Origin of the sequence: Halomonas sp. ANAO-440, assembly GCF_019915905.1 — a bacterium.
GTDB lineage: Bacteria > Pseudomonadota > Gammaproteobacteria > Pseudomonadales > Halomonadaceae > Halomonas > Halomonas chromatireducens.
Genome location: NZ_JAHXBV010000024.1, coordinates 31147 through 55118, shown reverse-complemented (window position 1 = coordinate 55118; position 23972 = coordinate 31147). Strand labels below are relative to the sequence as shown.

Annotated in this window: 19 protein-coding genes; 3 read left to right on the top strand and 16 right to left on the bottom strand. The window is 62.4% G+C overall.

The window, feature by feature from the left end:
* The first annotated feature begins 81 nt into the window (after positions 1 to 81).
* Positions 82 to 1002 (top strand): ornithine carbamoyltransferase, encoded by a 921-nt coding sequence (argF, locus tag KZO25_RS15690; protein ID WP_223137685.1) that lies wholly within the window; start codon positions 82 to 84, stop codon positions 1000 to 1002.
* A gap of 22 nt (positions 1003 to 1024) precedes the next feature.
* Here argF and KZO25_RS15685 read toward each other — a convergent pair whose 3' ends face one another.
* The 3 genes from KZO25_RS15685 to KZO25_RS15675 are packed head-to-tail and all read right to left on the bottom strand — an operon-like array spanning position 1025 to position 5313.
* A complete protein-coding gene (locus KZO25_RS15685) occupies positions 1025 to 3748 on the bottom strand; it encodes an EAL domain-containing protein (RefSeq protein ID WP_223137684.1) in 2724 nt (907 codons plus the stop codon).
* A 34-nt stretch (positions 3749 to 3782) separates the two neighbouring features.
* A complete protein-coding gene (locus KZO25_RS15680; protein ID WP_223137683.1) occupies positions 3783 to 4466 on the bottom strand; it encodes a flagellar motor protein MotB in 684 nt (227 codons plus the stop codon).
* Positions 4459 to 5313 (bottom strand): motility protein A, encoded by an 855-nt coding sequence (locus KZO25_RS15675; protein ID WP_262489069.1) that lies wholly within the window; start codon positions 5311 to 5313, stop codon positions 4459 to 4461. Before KZO25_RS15675 ends, KZO25_RS15680 begins: the two co-directional genes overlap by 8 nt.
* A gap of 240 nt (positions 5314 to 5553) precedes the next feature.
* On the opposite strand from KZO25_RS15675, the gene KZO25_RS15670 reads away from it, so the two are divergent.
* Together KZO25_RS15670 and KZO25_RS15665 are read left to right on the top strand one after the other, a co-directional pair.
* Complete coding sequence (locus tag KZO25_RS15670) at positions 5554 to 6330, top strand: EAL domain-containing protein (RefSeq protein ID WP_223137682.1); 777 nt, start codon at positions 5554 to 5556, stop codon at positions 6328 to 6330.
* A gap of 95 nt (positions 6331 to 6425) precedes the next feature.
* Positions 6426 to 7628 (top strand): EAL and HDOD domain-containing protein, encoded by a 1203-nt coding sequence (locus tag KZO25_RS15665; RefSeq protein WP_223137681.1) that lies wholly within the window; start codon positions 6426 to 6428, stop codon positions 7626 to 7628.
* Positions 7629 to 7656: 28 nt separating this feature from the next.
* On the opposite strand, the gene KZO25_RS15660 is transcribed toward KZO25_RS15665, so the two are convergent.
* From KZO25_RS15660 to KZO25_RS15600, 13 genes are all read right to left on the bottom strand, one after another.
* Complete coding sequence (locus tag KZO25_RS15660; protein ID WP_223137680.1) at positions 7657 to 8364, bottom strand: RNA polymerase sigma factor FliA; 708 nt, start codon at positions 8362 to 8364, stop codon at positions 7657 to 7659.
* A 76-nt stretch (positions 8365 to 8440) separates the two neighbouring features.
* Positions 8441 to 8920 carry a flagellar protein FlhE gene (locus KZO25_RS15655; protein WP_223137679.1) on the bottom strand — a complete coding sequence of 160 codons (480 nt, stop codon included), beginning with the start codon at positions 8918 to 8920 and terminating at the stop codon, positions 8441 to 8443.
* Entirely contained in the window at positions 8917 to 9498 is a 582-nt protein-coding gene (locus tag KZO25_RS15650) for a hypothetical protein (protein WP_223137678.1), read from the bottom strand. The genes KZO25_RS15655 and KZO25_RS15650 overlap by 4 nt, the downstream gene beginning before the upstream one ends.
* Positions 9499 to 11688 carry a flagellar biosynthesis protein FlhF gene (gene flhF, locus KZO25_RS15645; protein ID WP_223137677.1) on the bottom strand — a complete coding sequence of 730 codons (2190 nt, stop codon included), beginning with the start codon at positions 11686 to 11688 and terminating at the stop codon, positions 9499 to 9501. It abuts the gene before it with no gap.
* Positions 11689 to 11691: 3 nt separating this feature from the next.
* A complete protein-coding gene (gene flhA, locus KZO25_RS15640; protein ID WP_066450430.1) occupies positions 11692 to 13773 on the bottom strand; it encodes a flagellar biosynthesis protein FlhA in 2082 nt (693 codons plus the stop codon).
* Positions 13770 to 14966 carry a flagellar biosynthesis protein FlhB gene (flhB, locus tag KZO25_RS15635; protein WP_066450432.1) on the bottom strand — a complete coding sequence of 399 codons (1197 nt, stop codon included), beginning with the start codon at positions 14964 to 14966 and terminating at the stop codon, positions 13770 to 13772. The genes flhA and flhB overlap by 4 nt, the downstream gene beginning before the upstream one ends.
* A gap of 174 nt (positions 14967 to 15140) precedes the next feature.
* Positions 15141 to 15830, bottom strand: coding sequence for a protein phosphatase CheZ (gene cheZ, locus KZO25_RS15630; protein WP_223137676.1), 690 nt, complete (start codon positions 15828 to 15830; stop codon positions 15141 to 15143).
* A 37-nt stretch (positions 15831 to 15867) separates the two neighbouring features.
* The gene (cheY, locus tag KZO25_RS15625) at positions 15868 to 16257 is read right to left on the bottom strand and encodes a chemotaxis response regulator CheY (RefSeq protein ID WP_043514138.1); all 390 of its coding nucleotides are present in this window, start codon (positions 16255 to 16257) and stop codon (positions 15868 to 15870) included.
* Between the two features lie 62 nt (positions 16258 to 16319).
* Complete coding sequence (locus tag KZO25_RS15620; protein WP_066450447.1) at positions 16320 to 18080, bottom strand: methyl-accepting chemotaxis protein; 1761 nt, start codon at positions 18078 to 18080, stop codon at positions 16320 to 16322.
* Between the two features lie 55 nt (positions 18081 to 18135).
* The gene (locus KZO25_RS15615; RefSeq protein ID WP_066450448.1) at positions 18136 to 19197 is read right to left on the bottom strand and encodes a chemotaxis response regulator protein-glutamate methylesterase; all 1062 of its coding nucleotides are present in this window, start codon (positions 19195 to 19197) and stop codon (positions 18136 to 18138) included.
* A 138-nt stretch (positions 19198 to 19335) separates the two neighbouring features.
* On the bottom strand, positions 19336 to 20214 hold the full coding sequence (locus KZO25_RS15610; protein WP_262489068.1) for a CheR family methyltransferase: 879 nt from the start codon (positions 20212 to 20214) through the stop codon (positions 19336 to 19338).
* Positions 20211 to 22403 carry a methyl-accepting chemotaxis protein gene (locus KZO25_RS15605; protein WP_223137675.1) on the bottom strand — a complete coding sequence of 731 codons (2193 nt, stop codon included), beginning with the start codon at positions 22401 to 22403 and terminating at the stop codon, positions 20211 to 20213. Before KZO25_RS15605 ends, KZO25_RS15610 begins: the two co-directional genes overlap by 4 nt.
* A gap of 110 nt (positions 22404 to 22513) precedes the next feature.
* Positions 22514 to 23881, bottom strand: coding sequence for a methyl-accepting chemotaxis protein (locus tag KZO25_RS15600; RefSeq protein ID WP_223137674.1), 1368 nt, complete (start codon positions 23879 to 23881; stop codon positions 22514 to 22516).
* Positions 23882 to 23972: the final 91 nt, after the last annotated feature.

Sequence of the window (23972 nt, the reverse complement as noted above, 5' to 3'; positions counted from 1 at the left end):
CTCATTCTACTGATGACGGGCGCATTGCGCATCCCCTACGGGCTGGATAGGATGGGGGTTTTTTCGCGCGGAGAGATCCCCATGGCGACACGCCATTTCCTGACCCTGCTGGACCTGAGCCCGGAAGAGCTCCACTACCTGATCCAACGCGCCATCACGATCAAGAACCGCCTGCGTGCCCAGGGGCCAACTTACTCACCCTTCACCAACCGCACCCTGGCGATGATTTTCGAGAAATCCTCGACCCGCACCCGCGTCTCCTTCGAGACCGCCATGGCGCAGTTCGGCGGCCACGCGCTGTTCCTCTCTCCCCGCGATACCCAGCTTGGCCGGGGTGAACCCATAGAGGATACCGCACGGGTACTGGCCGAAATGGTCGATGCGGTCATGATCCGCACCTTCTCCCATGAGGGGCTGGAGGCTTTCGCTGCCGCCAGTTCGGTGCCGGTCATCAATGCGCTCACCGACGACTACCATCCGTGCCAATTGCTGGCCGACGTGATGACCTGGACCGAGCTGCGCGGCAGTGTCAAGGGACGCACCGCCGTATGGGTCGGCGACGGCAACAACATGTGCCACTCCTGGATCAACGCCGCGCGGCAGTTCGATTTCCAACTGCGCATCTGCTGCCCCGAAGGTTATGAACCACGCCAGGACATTCTCGATGCCGCCGGCGATCGCGTCAGCGTTCTGCACGACCCCCAGCAGGCCGTTGTCGATGCCGACCTGATCACCACCGATGTCTGGGCCTCCATGGGTCAGGAGGAGGAACAGGCCAAGCGTGAAGCGGACTTCGCCGGCTACCAGGTCAGCGAGGCCCTGCTCGACCGCGCCGGTCACGACGTGCTGTTCCTGCACTGCCTGCCGGCCCACCGTGGTGAAGAGATCAGCGAGACCCTGCTAGATGACCCGCGCAGCGTGGTATGGCAGGAAGCCGGCAATCGCCTGCATGCCCAGAAGGCATTGATCGAGTTCCTGCTGCTGGGGCGGGTGGAGGACTGACCGGCCCGCCTGTGCCGCCGGCTCAGCGCCCGGCGGCACAGGTGGATGACTCGAGCAGCCCTGTCAACGCATGGATGGGCAGTGGCCGCGAATAGAGATAGCCCTGGTAGGCATGGCAGCCGTGGGCCTCCAGCCAGTCGCGATGCGCCTGGGTTTCCACGCCCTCGGCGATGACCTCCAGCCCCAGATTGCGCCCCAGGCTGATGATCGTGGCGCAGATCATCTCATTCGACACATCCTGGAACAGGGTGCGTACGAAGGATTGATCGATCTTGAGCTGGTCTAGCGGCAGGCAGCTGAGATAGGAAAGGGATGAGTAGCCGGTGCCGAAGTCGTCCAGCGAGAAGCACACCCCCATGGCCTGAACCCGCCGCATCGTCTCGCGCACCGCCTCGGGTTCCTCCATGAACAGCGTCTCGGTCAGCTCCAGCTTCAACCGCTCCGGCCGCGCACCGGTGGTCTCGAGTACCGCTGAGAGACTGGCCACGAAATCCGGCTGCTGGAACTGCAGCGGGCTGATATTGATTGCCATGGTCAGCTCGGCAGTTCGGGGATCACTGGCCCACCTCGCCAACTGTCGGCAGGCCGTCTCCAGCACCCAATTGCCGATGGAAACAATCAGGTAGCTCTCTTCAGCCACCGGGATGAAATCATTCGGCGGAATCATGCCGTGCTCCGGGTGCTCCCAGCGCAGCAGCGCCTCGACTCCGGTCACCTGCGACTTGCCGTCCACCTGGATCTGATAGAAGAGTTTCAGCTCATCGCGCCTGGCTGCCTGACGCAGGTCCGACTCGATCATGGCGCGTCGCACCGCCACCGCCTGCATCACGGGATCGAAGAAACGCAGCGTATTGCGGCCCGCCTGCTTCGCCTGGTACATGGCCATCTCCGCCTGCTGCAGGCACTCCTCCGCTCGCCCGACACCATCGCCGAGCAGGGTGATGCCGATGCTGCCGGAGAGCAGGTGCCGACGCTCGCCCAACCAGCAGGGCTGTGTCAGCTTGCCCAGCAGCTTGGTTGCCAGGCGCTCCGCCGCCTGCGAGGTTCCGTCGATGGTCTCGCCCAGGCCCTCCGCCAGGATCACGAACTCGTCGCCCCCGAGGCGGGCCACCAGGTCGGCATCGCGACTGACCGCCTGGATGCGCCTGGCCATGAGCTGCAGGAGTTCGTCGCCAAGCTGATGGCCCAGGCTGTCATTGATATGCTTGAACCCATCCAGGTCGATGAACAGCAAGACGCTCTGCTGTTCGCTCTGCCGTGACGCTTCGAGCGCCTCTGCCAGCCTGTCCAGCAACATGCGACGATTGGGCAACCCCGTCAGCGGATCAAAGAAGGCCAGCCGATGCGCCTCCTGCTCGGCCGCCTTGCGGTGCGTCAGGTCGCTGATCGTCGCCACATAGTGGGTAACCTCCCCCTGCACATCCTTTACCGCACTGATGGTGACCCATTGCGGGTAGGTATCGCCGTTCTTGCGCCGGTTCCAGACCTCACCCTGCCAGCTGCCTTTCTCATGAATGCTGCCCCACATCTCACGGTAGAAAGATGCATCATGGCGACCGGAGTTGAGCAGCCGCGGATTCTCACCCAGCACTTCATCGGCACTGTAACCGGTGATGCGTTCGAAGGTGACATTGACCTTGCGAATGATGCCGTCGGCATCGGTGATGAACATGCCAAGGTGCGTCTCGAACGCCATATCGGCGATGCGCAGTTCCGCCTGCAGGGAGTGGTTGATCTGCCGCAGCGCCTGTTCACTGCACTGAAGCTCTGCCTCCGTGCGAGAAAGGCGCAGGTAGTGAAGCAAGATCAGCAGGCCGAGTGCCGCAGTCAGTAGCCAGCCGAAGGTCAGTATCACCACTTGCTGATACCACGAAGCGAGCACGCTGCGTACGCTGAAGCCCACGGCGGCCACGATCGGCATGCCCTCGACTCGCCCGATACCGAAGATCCGGCTGTCCCCGGCCAATGGCGAGCGAATGGTAACGGCCCCACTTCGCTCGCCGGCAATGAGTTCAGCTACTGCCGGAGCATCGACCTGCATGCCCAGCGCCTGTGTCATGGGCAGGCTCTCCAGATCCGGCCGCCGGGCGATCAGGCGCAGGTTGCCGTCGATGAAAGCGATACTCTCGCCAGGATCAAGCGTCAGCCGCTGAAGCGCATGGGTCAAGAAGAAGAGATCCAGTCGTGCCGCCGCGACACCGAGGAAAAACCCGTCGGCATCGAACATGCGCCTCAGGTAGAGCATGCGATGATCGCCCGACTCCGGATTCCAATAGCTATCGGAGTGGCTTTGGTCGTAGTCCTGAAGAAACCTGCGAATGAAGGCACGCTCCTCCATGTCATGTCCCGGGAACCCAGGGTTTCCAATCGTATAGAGTGTCTCACCGGTATGACTGATGATGCCGAGCGCATCCAGGAAAGGCAGGCTCTGCTGGCGCTGAGAGACCAGGGATTCAAAGGCCCTGGCGAAGCGTTGATCGATATTGCCATCGATGGAGAGGGCAAAGAGGTTGGCCAGGCCGCTGAGCGTGTTGTCGGTGCTGTTGAAGGTGCCGGAAGCCCACTCCGCCATAAGCTCTGCCTGTGCCAGCACACGACCCTCGGCAGCATCCAGCTCGCGGTCGTGGCGCTCCTTCAAGGCCCAGACGATGACAAGCAGCACTAGAGTGACCGCCATGGTATAGATCATGGCGGCCTGCAATGCCGACCAGCGCCGCCGCGGCTGCTGATTTCGCGCATGAATCATGGCTCGATGGCCCGTAAGATCATCTCGCCCTCCGTCACTGCGCACCCAGCTCCTGCTTGAGCAGGAGCTCCACCCGGCGGTTCTCGGCGCGCCCCTCCTCAGTCTCGTTGCTTGCCAGGGGACGGGTCTCGGCATAGCCCACCGCGCGCAGGCGCTCGATATCGACGCCCAGTTCGGCCAGGTACCGCAGCACGGCGATGGCCCGCGCCGACGAGAGCTCCCAGTTGGAGGGGAAGCGTGCCGTGGCAATGGGAATGCTGTCGGTATGCCCCTCCACCGAGACGTCGCCATCGAAGGATTGCAGCAGCTCACGCAGCCGACCCAGGACCTCGCGCCCCTGAGACGTCAGGTCCGCCTGGCCGCTGGAAAACAGTAGGTTGTCATCGATGCGCAGCGTGATGCCCTGCTGCCCCTCTGCCATGCTGACGCCCTCGATATCGAGTCCGGAGAATTGCGGCTGCAGGCCATCATGGCGCGGCTTGAGCCCGGAGCCTGCCACCATGCGAGCCGCCGCTTCGGCCTGGGGGGTGATGAATGCAGCGCTATCGCCGCCATGCCGGCTGCCCTGGATGGCCAGGCCGTTCCCTGCCAGCGAGAGCAGCAAGACAAACAGGGTGATGAGCAGCGTAAGGACATCGAGATAGCTCATCAGCCAGCCATCGCTATCGCCCTCTACCGTCGGCGGGGCGAGCATGTCACGCATACTGCGATCAAGCATTCTGCCCCTTCCCTGCCGAGGGCCCCTTTCCTTTTCCGGTCCCCTCGCCCTCTCCACGCGTACGATCGGAGACAACGGGGTCGCGAATCTCGTCATGATAATTCGCAACGAAGGAGTTGAGCGTCTCTTCAATGAAGGAGGGCAGGCGCCGCTTGGTGATCAACGAGATGCCCTCGAAGACCATGTTCATGGCGATGAGACGCTCTTCTGTGCGTCGCTCCAGCTTCACAGCAATAGGCTTGAAGACGAGGTTGGCCAGCAGGATGCCGTAAAAGGTCGTGAGCAGGGCGATGGCCATGCGAGGGCCGATGACGTGGAGATCGCCGGCCTCCATGACCTCCAGCATGTTCACCAGCCCCACCAAGGTGCCGATCATGCCGAAGGCCGGTGCGTAAGTGGCCATTGTGCGGAATATCTGCGCCTCGGCATGCTCGCGCGCCTTGAGTCGGGCGATGCGCCAGCGCAGCAGATCGAAGATTTCGTCTTCCTTGGTGTTGGCTATCACCAGTTGGATGCCGGTACGCAGGAAGGGGTTGCGCGCCTTCTCCAGCGCCTCCTCCACGGCTCGGACATCCCCCTTGAACCACAGCCGCGAGATATCCACCAGCTCCTTGATGTCATCTCGCATGTAGGTGTTCTCGCGCCGAAACACCAGCCCCACCAGACGAACCACCCGAACGACCTCCTTCAGCGGATAGCTGATGAAGGTGGCCGCCATGGTGCCGGCCAATACGATGGCAAGCCCGGGAAGGTTAAGAAAACTCTGTGGCGACTCGGCGGTGAAGAAGAGTACGCTGACCAGCAGAATGACGCTGGCGAACATACCGATGATGGTTGAAGGATTCATGCAGGCTCCTGATAGGGGCTTCGAGTCTAGGGCATCAATCGGCGGGATAGGCCGAAACTTGAGGTGCGAGCTGCCGAGAAGCGAGCCGCACATGATCTATGTCAAGCAATTCGCTGACCCTCCAAAGTATGCAGCGTTCAGCATGGGCAGATACGGGACTCAAGTTTCGGCCGTGTCTGCCGATGTAACAGGTAACGGGGAATCCGGTCCCCACAGCCGACAGAGACGATGGGAGTCTCCATGCATCAATGCGCCGAAAAGGATGGACGCTGCGTCATCTGCGACGGACCGCTTCCGTTCGAATTCACCATGGCCTTCCAGCCGATCGTGGACCTTGCCAGCGCCCGCGTCACCACCCATGAAGCCCTGGTGCGCGGCCCAGCGGGCGAGTCAGCCTACAGCATCCTGTCCCAGGTCACGCCCGAGCTGCTCTACCGCTTCGACCAGGCTTGCCGCGTCAGGGCCATCGAGATCGCCAGCCAACTGGGCATGAGCGAGGACCTGTCGATCAATTTCCTGCCCAATGCCGTCTATGAACCTTCCGCCTGTATCCAGGCGACCCTGGCCATCGCTGCCAAGGTGGGCTGGCCGACCGACCGGCTGGTCTTTGAAATCACCGAGACCGAGAAGGTCCGCAGCCAGGAGCATCTCCGTGGCATCATCGAGGCCTACCGCAGCATGGGGTTTGCCACCGCCCTCGATGACTTCGGCAATGGCTTCGCCAACCTGGACCTGCTCACCGACCTTCGCCCGGACCGACTCAAGATCGATCGTGTCCTGGTGGATGGCTGCGACAGCGACCCACGCCGGCAGGCCATCCTGCGCGCTATCGTCGGGCTTGGCAGTGAGCTGGGCATCTCTCTCATCGCCGAGGGCGTGGAAACCCGTGAAGAGGCGCTGTGGCTGGGGCGCAACGGATTGACGCATCAACAAGGCTTCTACTATGCCCGCCCCAGCCTGGCGAGCCTGGTTACCGGCCTGGAGCCCCGGCTTCACACCCTGAGACAGGAACTGTAGCTGGGTGGCAAGACCCTCAATCGATCGAATACGCGCAGAAGTCGCATCATGACAAAGTCTTGAGTGAGATCTCACTCAGCAGGGAGCCCAGCAACATGCCAGAGCAAGCGGATTTCAATCCTTGCACCATTGCACTTCATCCGATTCACGACACGGAGCACGCTCATGTGGCGGACCGCCTGGTCTATCGGCAAAGTGGAATGAACGAATCCGATGACACGATGGCCGACACTGCCCGGGCACTGTCCAGCGCAGTTTATGAACTCGGTGATGCCGGCCTTCTGGCTGAGCGAACGCTCTTCGTCGATCTGCCGATGGCATGGCTCGCCAGCCCGGAGCTGCTTCCTACCCCGGCACCGCGCATGGCCATCGGCATCGCCGATATGCCGGAGGTGGACGAGAAGCTTCTCGACCGCCTGGACGACATGCGGGAACGGGGTTATCGCATCGTCCTGCCCGCCAGCCTGGTGATGCAGTATCTCGAGGCGCTACTCCCCAGAACCGACATCATTCTGGTGACGACTCCCCATGACATCGATGCCAAGACTCTCGAACGCCTCCCCGCCCGCAACATCAAGCTGCTGGTGGAAAACATCGATGACCGTGAAGAGCTCGAACGCTATCGCGAGATCGGCTGCGCTTACTTTAACGGGCACTATCTGGCGCGCCCCAGCTTCATCGCCTCCCCTCCCCGGGGGAGACACGGTAACCGCGCAGCACAGATACGATTGATTCGGGCGCTCTACGAGGAAGACAGTGACATTCATCGTCTTCAGGAACTCGTGGTACAGATACCTCACCTTCATGTGGCAGTACTTAGGCGGGCCAACTCGAACTACTACAACCGTGGCGGAAAGGAGATCGATCTGTATCGGGCGATGCAGGTGCTCGGCCTGATCGAGCTAAGGCGGCTCATTCTTACACTGACCCTCGCCAGCCTCCAGCCGTCGTCCAGGATCATCCTGCGCATGGCGCTGATCCGAGCATTCATGTGCCGCAACCTGTCGGCCCCTTTCCCCATCCTGGATGCAGAAGACGCCTTTACCACCGGCCTCTTTTCGATGATGGATGCCCTGCTCGAGGAAGATCGCGACACCTTGCTCGCGCAGCTACCGCTCAACCCTCACATCCTGGCTGCACTAAAGGAGCGTGCAGGCCCCCTGGGGGCGGTACTGACGCTCTGCGAGAATCATGAGCGCCAGGTGGAGGAATCCATCAACGACATCCCGGCTGACCAGTTGCACAGTTGCTACATGGATGCCTTGGCCAGCGCACGCGCCTTGATGAACAATCTGTAGAGCCATGCCTCGATCGACAACGGGCCGGCTACTCTTCCTGTTCGCCCAGCCGGCTGCGAAGCCGGCTGACTGCCTGGCTGTGGAGCTGGCAGACCCGTGACTCGGTCACGCCCATGACGACACCAATCTCCTTGAGGTTCAGCTCTTCCTGGTAGTAGAGCGCCATCAACAGCTTTTCCCGCTCCGGTAACGCCTCGATACCCTCCACCAGCTGCTGTCGCTTCTGCTGATCAATCAATTGCTTGTAAGGCGTATCCGCCGTGGCGTCTGCAACACCGGGCTCAACGCCCTCCGCCAGCAACGCCTCGAACGGCAGCAAATGCCCGCTGTTGGTATCGTTCAACAATTGGCGATACGTCGCCAGATCCATGTCCAGCTCAGCGGCAATCTCTGTCTCTTCGGCATGTCGCCCGAGCTGCTGCTCCAGCCGCCTGACGACCTCATCGACCGCTCTGGCATTGCGTCTCACGCTGCGGGGCAGCCAGTCCCGGCTTCTGAGCTCATCCAGCATGGCGCCACGAATGCGTTGGCTGGCAAAGGTGGCGAAGCTTGCTCCCTGGGAGGAGTCGAAACGCCCCATGGCTTCAAGCAGCCCGACCGTGCCCGCCTGGATCAGGTCATCCAGCTCGATGCTCGCCGGTAGACGCACCTGAAGGGAGAGCGCCTGTCGCCTGACCAGCGGAAGATACTCCGCCAGCATGTCCCCCTGATCTATCTTGCCTCGTGCTGTGTACATACGCTTGCTCTCGTGGCTGCCAGCCCATTTCAAAGGGTGCTGATTCACTCAACAGGTTTCGCTTGCTTCAGTACCGTTAACTGTCACAACGCCCGCTACCCCGCCGACTGCCGTCATATGAACCCGCTGCGGCACGCTCCTGTTCATGGTGGTTCACGATGACCTGCAGCCCCTGCAACGTCATGGCTCGCTGTCCGCGCTCCCGCAGCGCAAACTGGAAGTAGAGCGCCGAGTCCGCCGGTATGCCTGCGAATGCTTCGGTGTGTCCCCGCGGCCCTGCCAACGTGACACAGCCACCCGCGTGACATAGCCGGGCATTCACCTCGGCGCCGGACGAGGTCTGGAACTGCCAGCTCACCCGCCCCATGACCTGATTCCGGGCCAGTTCGGCCGTAGGCGGCACCATATCCGCAGACTGGACCTGCCGGTCCGACATGACCACCTGCACTGCCGGGGCACTGGCCACCCAACTGCCCGATGCCTGTGCCAGGCTGGCAATGAGTGTGCCTCCCAGCCCCAGCAACAGTTTCGCCCACGACTGCTGTATTAGCTTCATCTTGCCAATACCAGCAGCTCGATACCAAGATAGCTTGCCGCGGCATGACGCAGATTACTCAGCAGCCCCTGTCGTCCAACGCTCGGCGGATGGACCAGCAGCATGCGCTGCGGCCCACCACGCTCGGCTACCTGCTTCAACACGCGATAGGCGCGACGGAATGCCTCCGGATCTGCATCGACCCAGAGCGCCCAACGCGCCTGCTCGCCGGCAAGCACCGGCAGATGCGGGCTGCCTGCAGGCAGTGCCACCACCCGCCATGCCCGGGGATTGCCTACCCAGTCACGACCCTCGTTGGCCCAGGCCTCGAACAGCTCTGTGACCTTACCGGTATGATGCGCGCCGGTGCCGGGAAGCCCCAATACCATCAGAGTCGTGTCCGATTCCAAACGGCGCCTCGGGCGCTGCGCCGAGGCCTGTGCAGAGGACGTGGGAGCCGAGCCGACATGGCCAGCTGGAGCGGCGCCTCCTCCCAGTGATACCAGCATCGCAGCAACGTGATCGGGGCACGCTTCCTGGGGAGCTCTTGGCGTCATGTTCGACCACTTGCGTAGCCCGGCGGCCTGATCCATACCCATCTAGCCTGACTCCCTTTCACCGAGACCCAGATGCCGAATGGCATCACGTACCATGAACAGTTGCATGAGGGATTCCAGCAGCGCCACGTCACGGCGACGCTGCCGCCCTCCAGACAGGCCCAACAGTTCGGCGCGCAGGTCCATGGCCGCTTCGTCTTCGGCCAGGTCCAGATGCGCCGCAACTGTCGCCAGACCACTTGCCATCAGCAGACGCACATCGGGCCTCACCTCCCCCAGTTCCGAAGGGGCCAGCCGCTGCCAGGCCCGCCGCGTCAACTGCGGCAGCGCATCGCCCTGAAGCTGCGCCACCAGCAACGATTGCGGATCACGCCCCAGCCGTGACGGCGTCACCCAGTAGCGCTTGGCCAGGACGCGCCCGCTCTCCGTATCACGCACGTCGCCAAGCCAGGCTCGCACCGAGACCGCTTGCACGCCCTTCCCTGCCTTGAGAGCCACTGCCACCGGCAGGCTCGAGAGGGCGAGGCGCCCCGGCGCCCCACGGAAGCGACAGGCCACATCCCCCAGCGGCTCGGCCAGCTCACCCAGCGTCGACAGTGACAGACGCTCGCCGGCATGCTCGACGCGCTGGCTGCCACGCACCTGGCTGCACCAGGTGATGGCCTTCTCCTCCAGCCAGTCAGCCGCTTCGCCATCGGGCAAACCCTGTAGCAGATGCACGCTGACCGCCAAGCGTTGCAATGCATCCTCCAGTCGCGACTGTTGCCCAGCTACCTGGCGGTGCTGAAGCAGTGGCAACGCCAACCAGCCCCCCTCCGGGTCGATGGCGATATCCGGCATGGACCAGCGCTCGCCCTTGACTCGCCGACGCTCGCTCCACAGCATGCCCAGCGCCTGCTCGGGCTCCGGGTAAGAGGACAGCAGTGACTCCAGCCGACGCTGCTGGACGACTGCCGGCAGGCCGAGCAGATCCCAGACCGCTTCCAATTGCTGGAATCCCGTCAGCCGTTGCCGCAGGGCCAGCAGCGTACTGGAGAGGCGGCGCCCCTGCCCCAGCAGGCTGGGGGAGCGCGCCGGCGCTTCCACGGCGCCCTGACGGGGCGTGGATTGCGCCATGGCAACGCGGGCCTCCAGGGCGCGGTCAACCAGTGCCGGCACGTCGGCCACGGACATATCCTCCGGCACGCGCTGGCCATGGGAGACGAACAGCAGGCGCAGGCCATGGCGCATCACGATATCCAGCACCGGCGCCAGGCGCCCGGCTTCATCCTGCTTGGTAATGATGCAGTCGCTGAGTTCAGCACCCGCCGCTTGTGCCGCCTGGCGATAGCGGATCACCACCTCTTCCAGTGTCTCGGGCTGACTGGCCGCATTGAGCAGCAGCACCAGTCTCACCGGGGCATCGCCACCACGCAGGTGTGCCACCTGCTCAATGACACGATGGTCACGCTGGCTCATGCCAACCGTATCGATGATGACCCAAGACTTGCCGCGCATGCGCTCGAGCAGGTCAGAGACCGGCTGGTCGGCATTCAGTGCATACATGGGGACATCGAGCAGCCGCGAATAGATTCGCAACTGCTCGTGGGCGCCGATACGAAAGCTGTCGGTGGTCACCAGGGCGACCGGGCGGGTACCGTGACGCATGACGTAGCGAGCGGCCAGCTTGGCAGTGGTAGTGGTCTTGCCAATGCCTGTCGGTCCGATCAGGGCCACGATGCCGGCACGATCCAGGAAAGCGTCCTCGTCGTCGAGGCCCTCCAGACGGTTGACCAACTGGCGGTGCAGCCAGCTCATGGCACGTGCATCCATATCCTGGCCGACCAGCTCTTCCGGCAAGGCCGAGACCACCTCACCGGCCAACTCCTGACGGAAGCCGGCCTCAAGCAAAAGATGCTGAAGCTGTTCGCGAAGGCCACCGAGCGCCGCCGGCGCCTGCTCGCGCGACAACAGCGCACGCATATCCTGCATCTCCTCGAGCAGCCTGGCACTCATGGCTTCGAAGGCACTCGACGCACCCTGTCCAGCAGCCGGAGGCGCAGAAGCGTTCGCCTGCGCGTGCCGTTGAGGATCGTCGCTACCACCCGGCGCCGCCGACTCGGCCATGGCCAGAATCTCGACGCCGTCATCTACTCGCCGGTTGGCCAGGATGAGGGCCTCATCGCCCAGCGCTTCGCGCACCTGGCGCATGGCATCCCGGCTGTTCACGCCGGTAAATCGCATGACACTCATCGCTTATCGACCTCCCACCAGCGTCGTGACGCGCAGTGTCCTATCATCGGGAATCTCCGCCTGTGACATGACCACGAGATGACGCAGCCGGCGACGGAGGAAGCGAGACAACAGCGGCCGCAGGCTGTGCTGCACCACCATGACAGGTGGCTCCCCGCTTGCTTCATGGCGAGTCAATGCCTGCTCCGCCTGGCTCATCAACGTCTCCGCCAGCCCTGGTTCAAGGGCACCGTTACCGTTCATCGCCTGCATCAGTACCTGCTCGAGCTGTGCCTCCAGGCCAATGACATTGAGCGTGTCCTGACCCGGGAACCACTGCTGAGTGATCGACCGGCCCAGGGCGATTCGCACAAGGGCGGTCAGCTCATTGGCATCCTGCTGCTGAGGGGCATACTCTGCCAAGGTGTCGAGAATAGTACGCATGTCGCGAATCGAAACGTCCTCTTCCAGCAGGTTCTGCAGGATACGTTGCAGCGTGGTCAAATTGATCGCCTTGGGCACCACGTCCTCAACCAGGGACTTCTGCTCCTCGCCCAGCTTGTCGAGAAGTTTCTGGACTTCCTGACGCCCCAGCATCTCGGCAGCGTGACGGTGCAGCACGTGGTTGAGATGCGTCGCCACCACGGTCCCCGCATCGACCACCGTATACCCATAGACCTGAGCATGCTCCCGCTGCCCGGAATCGATCCATACCGCCGGCAAGCCGAAGGCCGGGTCTTCAGTGGGGGTGCCTTGCAGCTGGCCCGTCACCTGGCCGGGATCAATGGCCAGCCACTGGCCCGGGAATGCCTCGGCCCGGCCGATTTCTGCGCCCTTCAGCGTAATCACGTAGGTATTGGCACCCAGCTCAAGGTTGTCACGAATATGAACGACTGACGGGAGGAAGCCCACTTCCTGCGCAAATTTCTTGCGCACACTCTTGATGCGCCCCAGTAGCTCGCCCGCCTGGCGCTGATCGACCAGCGGGATCAGCCGGTGCCCCACTTCCAGCCCCAGTGTATCGACCAGCTGCACGTCGTCCCAACTCGCCTCGGGGGCCTCGGGAGGTGGTGGCGGTTCGGCGCTGATCTCCTGCTCGACCAGGCGCTGCTCCGCCTGCCGGGTCAGCATCCAGGCCAGGCCTGCCAGCAGGCCGGTAAAGAGCAGGAACACCATGTTGGGCATACCCGGAACCATGCCCAGAAGGCCCATGACCACCGCGGCCAGAATCAACACCTGAGGATTGACGAACAGCTGACTGATCATCTGCTGACCCACATCCTCCTCGGTATTTACCCGGGAGACGGTAACGCCAGCGGCGGTGGAAATCACCAGAGCAGGGATCTGCGCCACCAGGCCGTCGCCGATGGTCATCAGCGTATAGGTCTTTGCCGCATCGCCGAAGCCCATGCCGTGTTGCAACATGCCGATCAGCAGCCCGCCGATGATATTGACCACCATGATCACCAGGCCAGCCATGGCATCGCCGCGTACGAACTTGCTGGCGCCGTCCATGGAGCCGTAGAAGTCCGCCTCCTGGGCAACCTCGGCACGCCGCTTACGGGCATCCTCCTCGCCGATCAGCCCCGCATTCAGGTCAGCATCGATGGCCATCTGCTTGCCCGGCATCGCGTCGAGCATGAAGCGAGCGCCCACCTCGGCAATCCGGCCGGCACCCTTGGTGATTACCATGAAATTGATGATGACGAGAATCAGGAAGACCACCAGGCCGACGGCAAAGTTACCCCCCACCAGGAAGGTACCGAAGGCCTCGATTACCTTGCCGGCGGAATCGCCACCCTGATGCCCCTCCATCAGGATGACACGGGTAGAAGCCACGTTGAGCGACAGCCGCAGCAGCGTGGTAAAGAGCAGCACCGCCGGAAAGGCGGCGAAATCCAGCGGTTTCTGGGTGAACATGCTGACCAGCAGGACCATGATGGCCAGTGCGATGTTGAAGGTGAACAGCATGTCCAGCGCAAAAGGCGGCAGCGGCAGGATCATCATGGCCAGGATCATGAGGATCAGGATCGGCCCTGCCAGCAGCTTCATGCGCACGTCGCCCATCCAGTCGCGGCGACCGATAATATGACTAAGGGACTTCATTGACGCCCCCCGGTCGAATCATTGCGCTGTGATGCATTTCGATCAGCCTCGTCATTGTCACCGGGCACGGCCAGCTCTGGCGGTATGGGTAGATCCTCGGGCGTAGGTGGCACGTCTCCCCCCTCAAGTGACACATGCTTGAGGCGGAAGGCCCAGGCCAGCACCTCCGCCACGGCAGTATACAGAGTCAATGGGATCTCCCTGTCGAGATCCACGTGATGATACAGAGCCCGCGCCAGCGGTGGGGCCTCAAGCAGGGGTACACCAGCTTCCTGGCCCACTTCTCGGATACGCGCTGCCACCATGTCAGCCCCCTTGGCCACGACACGTGGCGCGCCCATCTGTTTCTCGTCGTACTGCAACGCCACCGCGTAGTGTGTGGGGTTGGTAATGATGACGTCCGCTTCGGGCACCTTGCTCATCATTCGGCCTCGGGCCATTGCCTGCTGCTGGGAGCGAATGCGGGCCTTGACGTGCGGGTCGCCCTCGCTCTCCTTGTGCTCCCGCTTGACCTCCTCCTTGGACATGCGCAGCTTCTTGGCATGGCTATATAGCTGATAAGGCACGTCGATCAGGATGACCACCAGCAGCGTCAGCACCATCAGTCCGCAGGCCTGGGCCGCCATCATCAGGGCACGTGCCAGGGCCTGTGTCGTTGGCTGATCGAGCAGCGAGAGGTACTCACCCCGATTGAAATAAAGGTATGCCATCCCCACCCCACCGATCAGCGTCGACTTGGCGATCGCCTTGAACAGCTCGACCAGGGCCTGCACGCCGAACATCCGCTTCAAGCCCTTGAACAGGTTCAGCTTCGACAGCTGCGGCTTGAGCGACTTGGCTGATATCAGCCAGCCACCCAGCAGGGCCGGGGCCACCAGGGCGATCAGGGCTAGCAGCAGGAACAGCGGCAGCATCGTCCACAGCGTGCGCTGCCCAAGGTTCAGCACGTTGACCAGCATGGGGCCGGTTTCGAAAGCCTGCTGCCGTTCGAAGAGAAAGGCCTGTTCCATTACCAGACCCAACTGGTCATAGAGCATGGCACCCATCGACCACATGCCCACCACACCGCCCAACAGCAGCATGAACGTGGTCAATTCACGGGATCGGGCAACCTGCCCCTCCTCGCGCGACTTCTGGAGTCGTCGAGGCGTGGCCTCTTCGGTCTTTTCCTGATCACTGCTCTGGTCAGCCATGGCATCCGGACGTTCGTGTGCACGCTGGCTATTGTGGGGGCTTCAAGGGAAGGGTAATACGCCAAAAAGCGCCGATGATCGTGGCCTTATCGACCATGACCCTCGACGCGGAAGCGTTATCGGAAGAAATATAAGCGGCAGGAGTCGCCAGGAGCCTAGCGGATTTGACCGCTCCTAAAACCCCAACTGATCGAGCAGATCGTCGACCTGGTCCTGATCGGTGACGATATCAGCCGCAGGCTTGATCTGAGGGCCGTTGAGCAGGCTCTCCTCACGCTTGCGGTCGTTTTCCCACTGATCGTTGGCCTTCTGCTGCATGGTTTCCCGGTCCATGTTCTCGGGAACGGCGTCGATGAGCACTTGCACCAGCTGGTGCTCGATCTCGCGAATCACATCCATCATCTTCTTGATGACCTGGCCCGTCAGGTCCTGGAAATCCTGGGCCATCATGATCTCGAGCAGCTCCTTCTGGGTTGCCTGGGTCTTGTCAGGCACGCCAGCAAGGTAGGAACGCGTCTCGTTGACCAGCTCGCGCGCCTCATCGAGCTCCTTGGGCTCCGCGAACCACTCTGCCCAGCGCTTGTCCAGCGCCCCGGCATCATCGCTGAGGGAATCCTGCAGCGGCTGCGCCCGGTCGATGGCATTCAGCGCCCGCTCGGCGGCCTGCTCGGTCATTGTCGCCACATAGCTGAGACGATCCCGGGCGTCGGGTATGGCTTCCGCAGCCTTTTCAATCTCCTTGTCCAAGCCCAGCTCGCGCATGCTCTCTCTGAGCATGCGCGTCAGTTGACCAATACGCTGCACCAGGTCTTCACCGGCGGCGCTGGACGGCTGCGCCTCACCGGGCTGCTCGTTTGCGCTCATCTTGTCGTCTCCTTCGCCAGGTAACTATCCCCGGCAATCACTTGCCCATTTTCTCGAATATCTTGTTGAGTTTTTCTTCCAGGGTTGCGGCCGTGAAGGGTTTGACCACATAGCCACTGGCGCCTGCCTGGGCAGCGGCGATGATATTCTCCTTCTTGGCTTCGGCAGTGACCATCAGTACCGGCAGCTCCTTGAGACCGTCGTCGGCACGAATCTGCTTGAGCATCTCCAGTCCGTCGAGATTGGGCATGTTCCAGTCGGACACCACGAACTCAAAGCCACCCGAACGGAGTTTGCTCAACGCCTCCTGGCCATCCTCGGCTTCCTCGACGTTGGTGTAACCCAGTTCCTTGAGCAGGCTCCGAACGATCCTCCGCATGGTCGGGAAGTCATCGACCACCAGAAAGCTCATGTTCTTGTCAGCCATCGGGATTCCTCATTTGTGTCATGCAATAGTTGACTGACGGCGGGACTCTCCGCCGCCATAGTTCAGAATTCTTCCCACTCGCCCTCGGCCACAGGCTCGTTGCGTGCCTTGCGCTGCGGCTTGGGGTCCACCTCAGCGACCTGTCGCTGTGCAGGCTGCGCCAGTGCCGGCACGCGGGTGCGGGCCGCCAGGTCGGCACGGCTCTGGTCCGTACCGACCTTGGCATTCTCCGCCGGTTGCGTCTGGTGTGAGGCCTGAAGGGCGTCTCCAGCCAGGCGGAATACCGCCACGGCCTGCTCCAGTCGACTGGCCTGCTCCTCCAGTGAGGAAGCCGCCACGGTGGCCTGCTGGACCAGCGACGCGTTCTGCTGAGTCACCTGATCCATCTGCCCCACCGCCTGGCTGACCTGCTCGATGCCGTCACTCTGCTCCTGTGAGGCCGCGGAGATCTCATCCATGATGTCGGTGACACGACGAACCGCCGCCACCACCCCATCCATGGTCTCCCCGGCCTGTTCGGCCAGCGTCGAGCCCTCCTTGACCTGGGCGACCGAACCATCGATCAGCTCCTTGATCTCCTTGGCGGCAGTGGCACTGCGGCTGGCGAGATTGCGCACCTCGCCGGCCACCACGGCAAAGCCTCGACCCTGTTCGCCGGCCCTTGCCGCTTCCACGGAGGCATTCAGCGCCAGAATGTTCGTCTGGAAGGCGATGGAGTCGATCACGCTGGTGATATCGCTGATCTTCTTCGAGCTGGCCGAGATACCACCCATGGTCTGCACGACACGATCGACCACCTCGCCGCCGCGCTCTGCGGTGGTTGAGGCATCCAGGGCCAGGCCGCTGGCCTGGCGGGCGTTGTCGGCGTTCTGGCGAACGGTTGCGGTGATCTCCTCCATGCTTGCCGCCGTCTCCTGCAGCGATGCGGCCTGCTGCTCGGTGCGCGACGAGAGATCGGCGTTACCACCGGCGATCTCGCGAGTGCCGATATGTATCGACCCGCTGCTGTCTCGCACCTGCCCGACGATACGCACCAGGCTCTGCTGCATATTGCGCATGGCGTTGAACAGCTTGCCGATCTCGTTCTGGCTCCCCTGCGGGATCTTCCCGGTCAGGTCGGCCTTGGAAATGGTCTGCAGGTGCTGGACCGCCGTGTTCAGGGGCCGGACGACCGTTGCCCGCAGCCCCAGATAGACAAGCAGCAGCACCGCGGCGGCCAGCAGGAGAGCCCCAAGCTTGATCAGCTCGAAGCGATCCGCCTGCTGCTGGAAGTCTGCCACCATCGCTGAAGCGCTATCGAACCCGTAGGCGACGAAAGCCGCCATGCTGGCGCTCAGGGCCTCTGCCGGCTCGATCAGCTCATCGCGCAGATTCCCGAACTCCGGGGTATTGAGTTCATCGAGAGCAACATGCTGTTGACGCACCAGCTCCAGCACGTTGGTGAAGTTCGATTCCACCTCACCAGCGAGGGCCACGCCCTGGGAGGACTTGGGAGCGTCAGCGAAGTTGCTGAGGCGCCGCTCCGAGCGGTTGAGATAATCGTCCGCCTGGGCAAGCTGCTCGTTGGCCTGGGCCATACGTCCCAGCATGACCTGGTTGGAGGCAATCTCGAGGCTCACCCGTGCCTGATTAAGCAATGCATCGGCCCGATTGATTTCATTGAGCTGCTGCACGTTGATCCGGTCCAGATCGGCCAGTATCAGGCCCGCCTGGCGATCCGAGAGTGCCGACAGCGTCGCCACCAGGCCAATCAAGACGGCAAAGCTGATCAGTGCGACAATCACGGATACGTGAATGCTGATGTTGCGGATGAATCGACTCATATCGGCAGTTCCTCGCGCTCTGTGACGCTAGTGTCTTCAGTCTTGATTGTTATGATTAGACCCGCTGTGCACGGCCAGAGGCCGCCACCAGAGCCATCAAGCGTTCCGGTATGTCGTCAAGGCCGAGCACCTCGGCTGCCCCACCCAAGGCGATGGCCTCACGCGGCATGCCAAACACAACACAGCTCGCCTCGTCCTGGGCAACCGTGGCAGACCCTGCCTGACGCATCTCGAGCAGCCCGGCCGCACCGTCCTTGCCCATGCCGGTCAGAATCACACCGATGGCATTGCGCCCCGCCTGGGTCGAGGCGGAATGGAAGAGCACGTCCACGGATGGACGATGACGGTTGACCGGAGGGCCGTCGTCCAGCCGAGCGACATAGTTGGCTCCACTGCGAGCCAGCTTGAGGTGGGAGTCCCCCGGGGCGATATAGGCGTGGCCCGGTAGCACGCGTTCACCGTCGCTGGCCTCCTTGACCGTGATCTGGCACAGCCGGTCGAGCCGTTCGGCGAAGGAACGGGTAAAGCCACCCGGCATGTGCTGGGTGATCAGGATGGCAGGACTGTTGGCCGGCAGCGGTTCCAGTACGGCGCGTATCGCCTCGGTGCCACCCGTCGAAGCCCCGATGATGATCAGCTTTTCACTGGAAACCAGCGGCGCCTTCAGCGTTGGCCGTGTGGCCGCCTCCGGTCGCCTGGCCTGTCTTGGTCGTGACTTGGCGGCGGCGCGAATCTTCTCGGCAATATCGTTGGCATAATCCATCATGCCGTTGCGAATCCCCAGCGCCGGCTTGGCGACGAAGTCAACGGCCCCCAACTCCAGGGCTCGAAGCGTGACTTCAGACCCAGCCTGTGTCAGCGAAGACACCATCAGGACCGGCATGGGCCTCAGGCGCATCAGGCGCTCGAGGAAATCGAGGCCGTCCATGCGCGGCATCTCGACGTCCAGCGTCAGCACATCCGGATTGTGACGTTTGATGAGATCACGTGCCACCAAGGGATCCGGCGCCACGGCCACGACTTCCATATCCGGCTGGGAGTTGATGATCTCGCTCAGCAGGTCGCGAATCAGGGCTGAATCATCGACACACAGCACTTTGATCCTGTTCGATCCCAAGAGGAGGCCTCCTTAATTTCAAGGGCCGCTCGACACGACCCAAGGCGAATGACGTATAGGTCTACCATCGGCCTCGCCAGCCAGAACTTTAGCGCTCAGGTAGCAAACGTTGGCAGGCTTTGAGGGTGAGACAACAGTTCAAGGGTGGCTGGCCAGGGTATAGACAGTCTGCCCCCGCAGCCGGAAAACCTTGCTGATATAAGAGAAGTTCTCGGAGTGGCCGGCAAACAGCAGTCCGTTGGGCTTGAGCAGAGGGGCAAAACGCTCGAGTATCCGCGCCTGGGTCTCCTTGTCGAAATAGATCATGACGTTACGACAGAAGATCGCATCGAAGGGGCCCTTGACCGGCCACTGGGGCGCCAGCAGATTCATCGACTGAAAATCCACCAGCGACGAGACTTCGGGCCGAATCCTGGCGAACCCCTCATGTCGACCCTTGCCCTTCTGGAAGAACCGCTTGACTCTAGCCTCATCGAGCTTGCGTACCTGCTCGATGGGATAGACCCCCGCCCTGGCCCTCGCAAGGGCTTCCGTATCGATGTCGGTGGCCACCACGCGGGCATCGGTTGCCTTCGGACCAAGGCTCTCCAGCAGGGTCATGGCAAGCGAGTAAGGCTCCTCCCCCGATGACGCAGCGGCACTCCAGAGCCGCACCGGCCCACTGGACTGGCGGACATGCTCGGCCAGTAGCGGAAAATGGTGCATCTCCCGAAAGAACGCGGTGAGATTGGTGGTCAAGGCGTTGGTAAACTCCTCCCACTCCCTTGCATCAGGCTGGCGCGCCAGCCTGGCAAGATAATCGCTGAAGCGGGTCAGGCCGTGATGACGCAAGCGTTTTGCAAGACGGCTGTAGACCATCTCGCGCTTGTGCTCGGCCAACACGATGCCCGCTCGCTGATAGATCAACTTGCGAATCTGGGTGAAGTCCTCGTCGGTCAGGACCAAATCACGCTCCAGTTGACCGAGACCGGACCACTGACCCGAGTCTGCGCCGGAGCCTGGCTCTGTTGTCGTCAAAACGTTTCCCACTCTTCATCCATGGATGACGCAGCCTTGCCCTGCTTCGATGGTGACGACTTCACCGGCCGGGGATCATGCTGCAGAGGCGGCACATTGGCACGGGGGGCTTCCGCCCTGGCCGCTGGCTGCACCGATTCAATTGCCTCAACCTGCTCAGGCCCTGCACCTCGCAAGCGGAACACCCGGATTGCCTGGGCCAACTGCTCTGCCTGATACTGCAGGTCACTGGCCGCTCGGGCACTCTGCTGGACACGCTCGGCATTCTGCTGGGTCACCTGGTCCATCTCGGTGATCGCCTGGTTGATCTGGCCGATACCACTGCTCTGCTCCTCGGAGGCCGCGGTGATCTCGCCCATGATGTCGTTGACCCGCGTGGACGCGGACACCACTTCCGCCATGGCACTTTCTGCCTTCTGCACCTGGGCCGCGCCCTCCTTGATTTCACTGGAGGAGCCATCGATCAGCTGGCGGATCTCCTTGGCGGCATCCGCGCTGCGTCCCGCCAGGCTGCGAACCTCGCCGGCCACCACGGCGAAACCGCGGCCCTGCTCACCGGCCCGAGCCGCCTCCACCGAGGCATTCAGGGCCAGAATATTGGTCTGGAAGGCGATTCCGTCAATGACATTGATGATGTCAGTCATCTTGTTGGAACTGGCGGTGATCCTCTCCATGGTCTTGACCACGCCGTGCATCAGTTCGCCGGTGTCACGCACGCGTCCGGCGTTGTCCAGGGCCAGTCCGCTGGCCTGGCGGGCGTTGTCGGTATTCTGCTGCACGGTAGTGGTCATCTCCTCCATGCTGGAGGCGGTTTCCTGCAGCGAGGCAGCCTGCTGCTCGGTTCGGGCCGAGAGATCCTCGTTGCCGCGGGCGATGGAGCGCGAGGCCGGTGTCACAACATCAATGCCCTGCTGGACGCTATGGGTCGTGGTGTAGAGGCTCTTGCGCATCATATTCAGCGCCTTGAGCAGTATCCCGACTTCGTCGCGCCGCTGCTCCGGCGAGCGCACCGCCAGGTTGCCGGAGGCGACCTGCAGGGTGAAGTCCACGGCCCGACGCAGCGGCCGGGTAATGGAGGCCATGGTCCAGAGTCCCAGCATGATAAGGAAGGCAACGCCGAGCGATACGGCAATGACCTGCCCCTTGAGCATCAGCGCCTGACCCTGGGCTGCCTCTTCGGCCAGCTCGTTGGCAAAGAGCAGCTTGTCCTCCACCAGCACATTGATGCTTTGCCCAATTTGATCGACTTCCGCTCTCAGCACATCGTTGAAAGCTTCATAGGCGGCAAAGCCGCTGCCCTCGATAAGCGCCACCATGGTCGGGCGTATACCCGCTTCGATGGCAGTATCGAGTTGGCCGTCAAGTGCGGCTATCTCCGGCTGGGTGGCATCCTCGCCCTCCAGGAAGCTCTGCCAGGAGCTCTGAATACGCTCGACCACGGCATTGACCTCATCGTCGAGCTCATGGATCTGCTCCAGACGCAGCGCACGCGGGTTACGCACCGGACGCTCCAGGTCGATCATCAGCTGATTCAGCAGCTGATCGATACGCTGGAGGTCGGCGATATCCTGCACGCCATTATTGTTGAGCTGAGCAACCCGGTCCCCCGATACCTGCAGGCCATAGAGACCGGCCGCGCCGCTGAGCATAAGCAACAGAACGGGCACCAGAGTCATCATGACCAGCTTGGCGCGGATGGTATGCAGATTGAGCCGTGCGATGAGCCCAAGCGGACCGCGCCGAACCAGCTGCCCCTGGCGGAAGGCCAGGTGCCTTGCACGCCCCTCGCGCAGGCGGGCGTAATCGTGCGCGGCCTTTTCGGCTGTCGCCGGATCGGCCTTGACGCGTACCGAGGTGTAGCCGAGACACTTCCCCTCTTCGAGAATCGGAGTGACAGTGGCTTGCACCCAGTAATGATCGCCGCCCTTGCGACGATTTTTTATCACCCCCTGCCAGGTTTCTCCCTGCTTGAGGGTCTGCCACAGGTCGGCAAAGGCTTCCTGCGGCATATCGGGGTGACGGACGAGATTATGGTGCGCCCCAATCAGTTCCTCATGGGTGAAGCCACTGACCTCCACGAATGCCGCATTGGCATAAGTGATTCGCCCCTCGAGGTCAGTTCGAGTGATCAAAAGGTGCTGATCGCTCAGCTTGTATTCACGCTGTGTTACCGGCTGATTGTCGCGCATAGTTATTTTCCCTTGTCACCTAGCCACGCCCGGAGAGTCCAAGCTCCTCGTGCATAATCCACTGCCTAAATCCCAGAAATGAACCTGTTCAACCTTCTTGGCACGCCCCATCAAAAGGAGGCCCACTCCTCTTCCTCTTTTGGTGACGTGGTCTTACGAGATGCCTGAGTTGACGGCGCTTGGGCATTGCGCCGAGAGGCTGGCAGGGGGTCGCGCACCGATGGGGAGGGAAGCACCTTGTCCGCGCGCTCCTTATTGGAAGCGGGCTTTGCAGGCTGCGCCGCAGCACCCGACTCTCCCGCCAAGCGGAAGCGCAGTACCGCTTCACGCAGGCGACCGGCCTCGGCTTCCAGCTGTGTGGCTTCGGCGGCTGCGTTCTGTACTAGCGTGGCATTCTGTTGGGTTACCTGGTCCATTTGGGTAACGGCCTGGTTGACCTGGCCTATGCCGTTGCTCTGCTCCAGCGACGCCGAGGCAATTTCATCCATGATGTCGCTGACACGCTGAACGGCGGCAACGATTTCTTCCATGGTCTGGCCGGCCTGGTCGACGCGAGCGGTACCCACGTCCACTTTCTCGCGGGATGCTTGGATCAAGGCGCGAATCTCGCCAGAGGCAGAGGCACTGCGACCGGCAAGGCTGCGAACCTCCTGGGCGACCACCGCGAATCCACGACCGTGCTCACCGGCCCTGGCTGCCTCGACCGAGGCATTCAGGGCCAGGATATTGGTCTGGAAGGCGATGTTGTCGATCACACTGATGATGTCCGCCATCTTGTGCGAGCTGGCGCTGATGTCGTGCATGGTCGACACCACATCGCTGACCACTTCGCCACCCTGGGCAGCGGTACGTGATGCTTCGGCCGCCAATTGACTGGCCTGGCGCGCATTGTCGGCGTTCTGCTCCACGGTGGAGGCGAGCTCTTCCATGCTGGAAGCGGTCTCGGCCAGCGAAGCAGCCTGCTGCTCGGTGCGGGATGAGAGTTCGCCATTACCCCGGGCGATTTCATGGGCTCCCTGGTAGATGCCTTCGCTGCTGCTGCGCACGGTCCCCACTGTGGCAGAGAGGCCATCCTGCATATGCTTGAGCGATGTGAACAACCGTCCGATCTCATTGTTGCCACGGTTCTCCACAGGCTGGGAGAGATCGCCCCGGGCCAGCCCCTCGAAATAGCCAACCAGCCTGGCGAGCGGCTGCAGCACATTGACCGTGATACCCCACATCACAACCGCCATCACCAGCGCCGAGCCGACCAGTACCGCCATGATGGCCAAACGCATCCAGCCGGCCACCACGTCGAAGCCCTGCAACAGCAAGGCGCCAGACTCACCGGCATGGGGAGCCATCTCGGTGACCGCGGCTTGCCCCTGCTGCAGGGCATACAGCCCCAACGCGCTGAGAGCGACGATCATGCCGCCGAAGAACAGCAGCACCAGAGTCCAGCTGGCTCGCACAGTCAGGTTGTCGAGAAGCTTCACTTCATTCCCTCGTGATCGGCAGGGCCTAAGCCCGGTTATCGTTATTGGCAAGCCAAACCAGGCCGCCCGGATAGCCCCGTCTCATCAAGAG

Bases quoted from the DNA above. Each gene is read 5' to 3' on its own strand.
- KZO25_RS15685 (WP_223137684.1), bottom strand. From the start codon at position 3,748: ATGATTCATGCGCGAAATCAGCAGCCGCGGCGGCGCTGGTCGGCATTG.
- KZO25_RS15620 (WP_066450447.1), bottom strand. From the start codon at position 18,080: ATGAGTCGATTCATCCGCAACATCAGCATTCACGTATCCGTGATTGTC.
- flhA (WP_066450430.1), bottom strand. From the start codon at position 13,773: ATGAAGTCCCTTAGTCATATTATCGGTCGCCGCGACTGGATGGGCGAC.
- argF (WP_223137685.1), top strand. From the start codon at position 82: ATGGCGACACGCCATTTCCTGACCCTGCTGGACCTGAGCCCGGAAGAG.
- KZO25_RS15665 (WP_223137681.1), top strand. From the start codon at position 6,426: ATGCCAGAGCAAGCGGATTTCAATCCTTGCACCATTGCACTTCATCCG.
- KZO25_RS15675 (WP_262489069.1), bottom strand. From the start codon at position 5,313: ATGAATCCTTCAACCATCATCGGTATGTTCGCCAGCGTCATTCTGCTG.
- KZO25_RS15605 (WP_223137675.1), bottom strand. From the start codon at position 22,403: ATGCGCGACAATCAGCCGGTAACACAGCGTGAATACAAGCTGAGCGAT.
- cheZ (WP_223137676.1), bottom strand. From the start codon at position 15,830: ATGAGCGCAAACGAGCAGCCCGGTGAGGCGCAGCCGTCCAGCGCCGCC.
- KZO25_RS15660 (WP_223137680.1), bottom strand. From the start codon at position 8,364: ATGTACACAGCACGAGGCAAGATAGATCAGGGGGACATGCTGGCGGAG.
- KZO25_RS15650 (WP_223137678.1), bottom strand. From the start codon at position 9,498: ATGGGTATGGATCAGGCCGCCGGGCTACGCAAGTGGTCGAACATGACG.
- cheY (WP_043514138.1), bottom strand. From the start codon at position 16,257: ATGGCTGACAAGAACATGAGCTTTCTGGTGGTCGATGACTTCCCGACC.
- KZO25_RS15680 (WP_223137683.1), bottom strand. From the start codon at position 4,466: ATGCTTGATCGCAGTATGCGTGACATGCTCGCCCCGCCGACGGTAGAG.
- flhB (WP_066450432.1), bottom strand. From the start codon at position 14,966: ATGGCTGACCAGAGCAGTGATCAGGAAAAGACCGAAGAGGCCACGCCT.
- KZO25_RS15670 (WP_223137682.1), top strand. From the start codon at position 5,554: ATGCATCAATGCGCCGAAAAGGATGGACGCTGCGTCATCTGCGACGGA.
- KZO25_RS15655 (WP_223137679.1), bottom strand. From the start codon at position 8,920: ATGAAGCTAATACAGCAGTCGTGGGCGAAACTGTTGCTGGGGCTGGGA.
- flhF (WP_223137677.1), bottom strand. From the start codon at position 11,688: ATGAGTGTCATGCGATTTACCGGCGTGAACAGCCGGGATGCCATGCGC.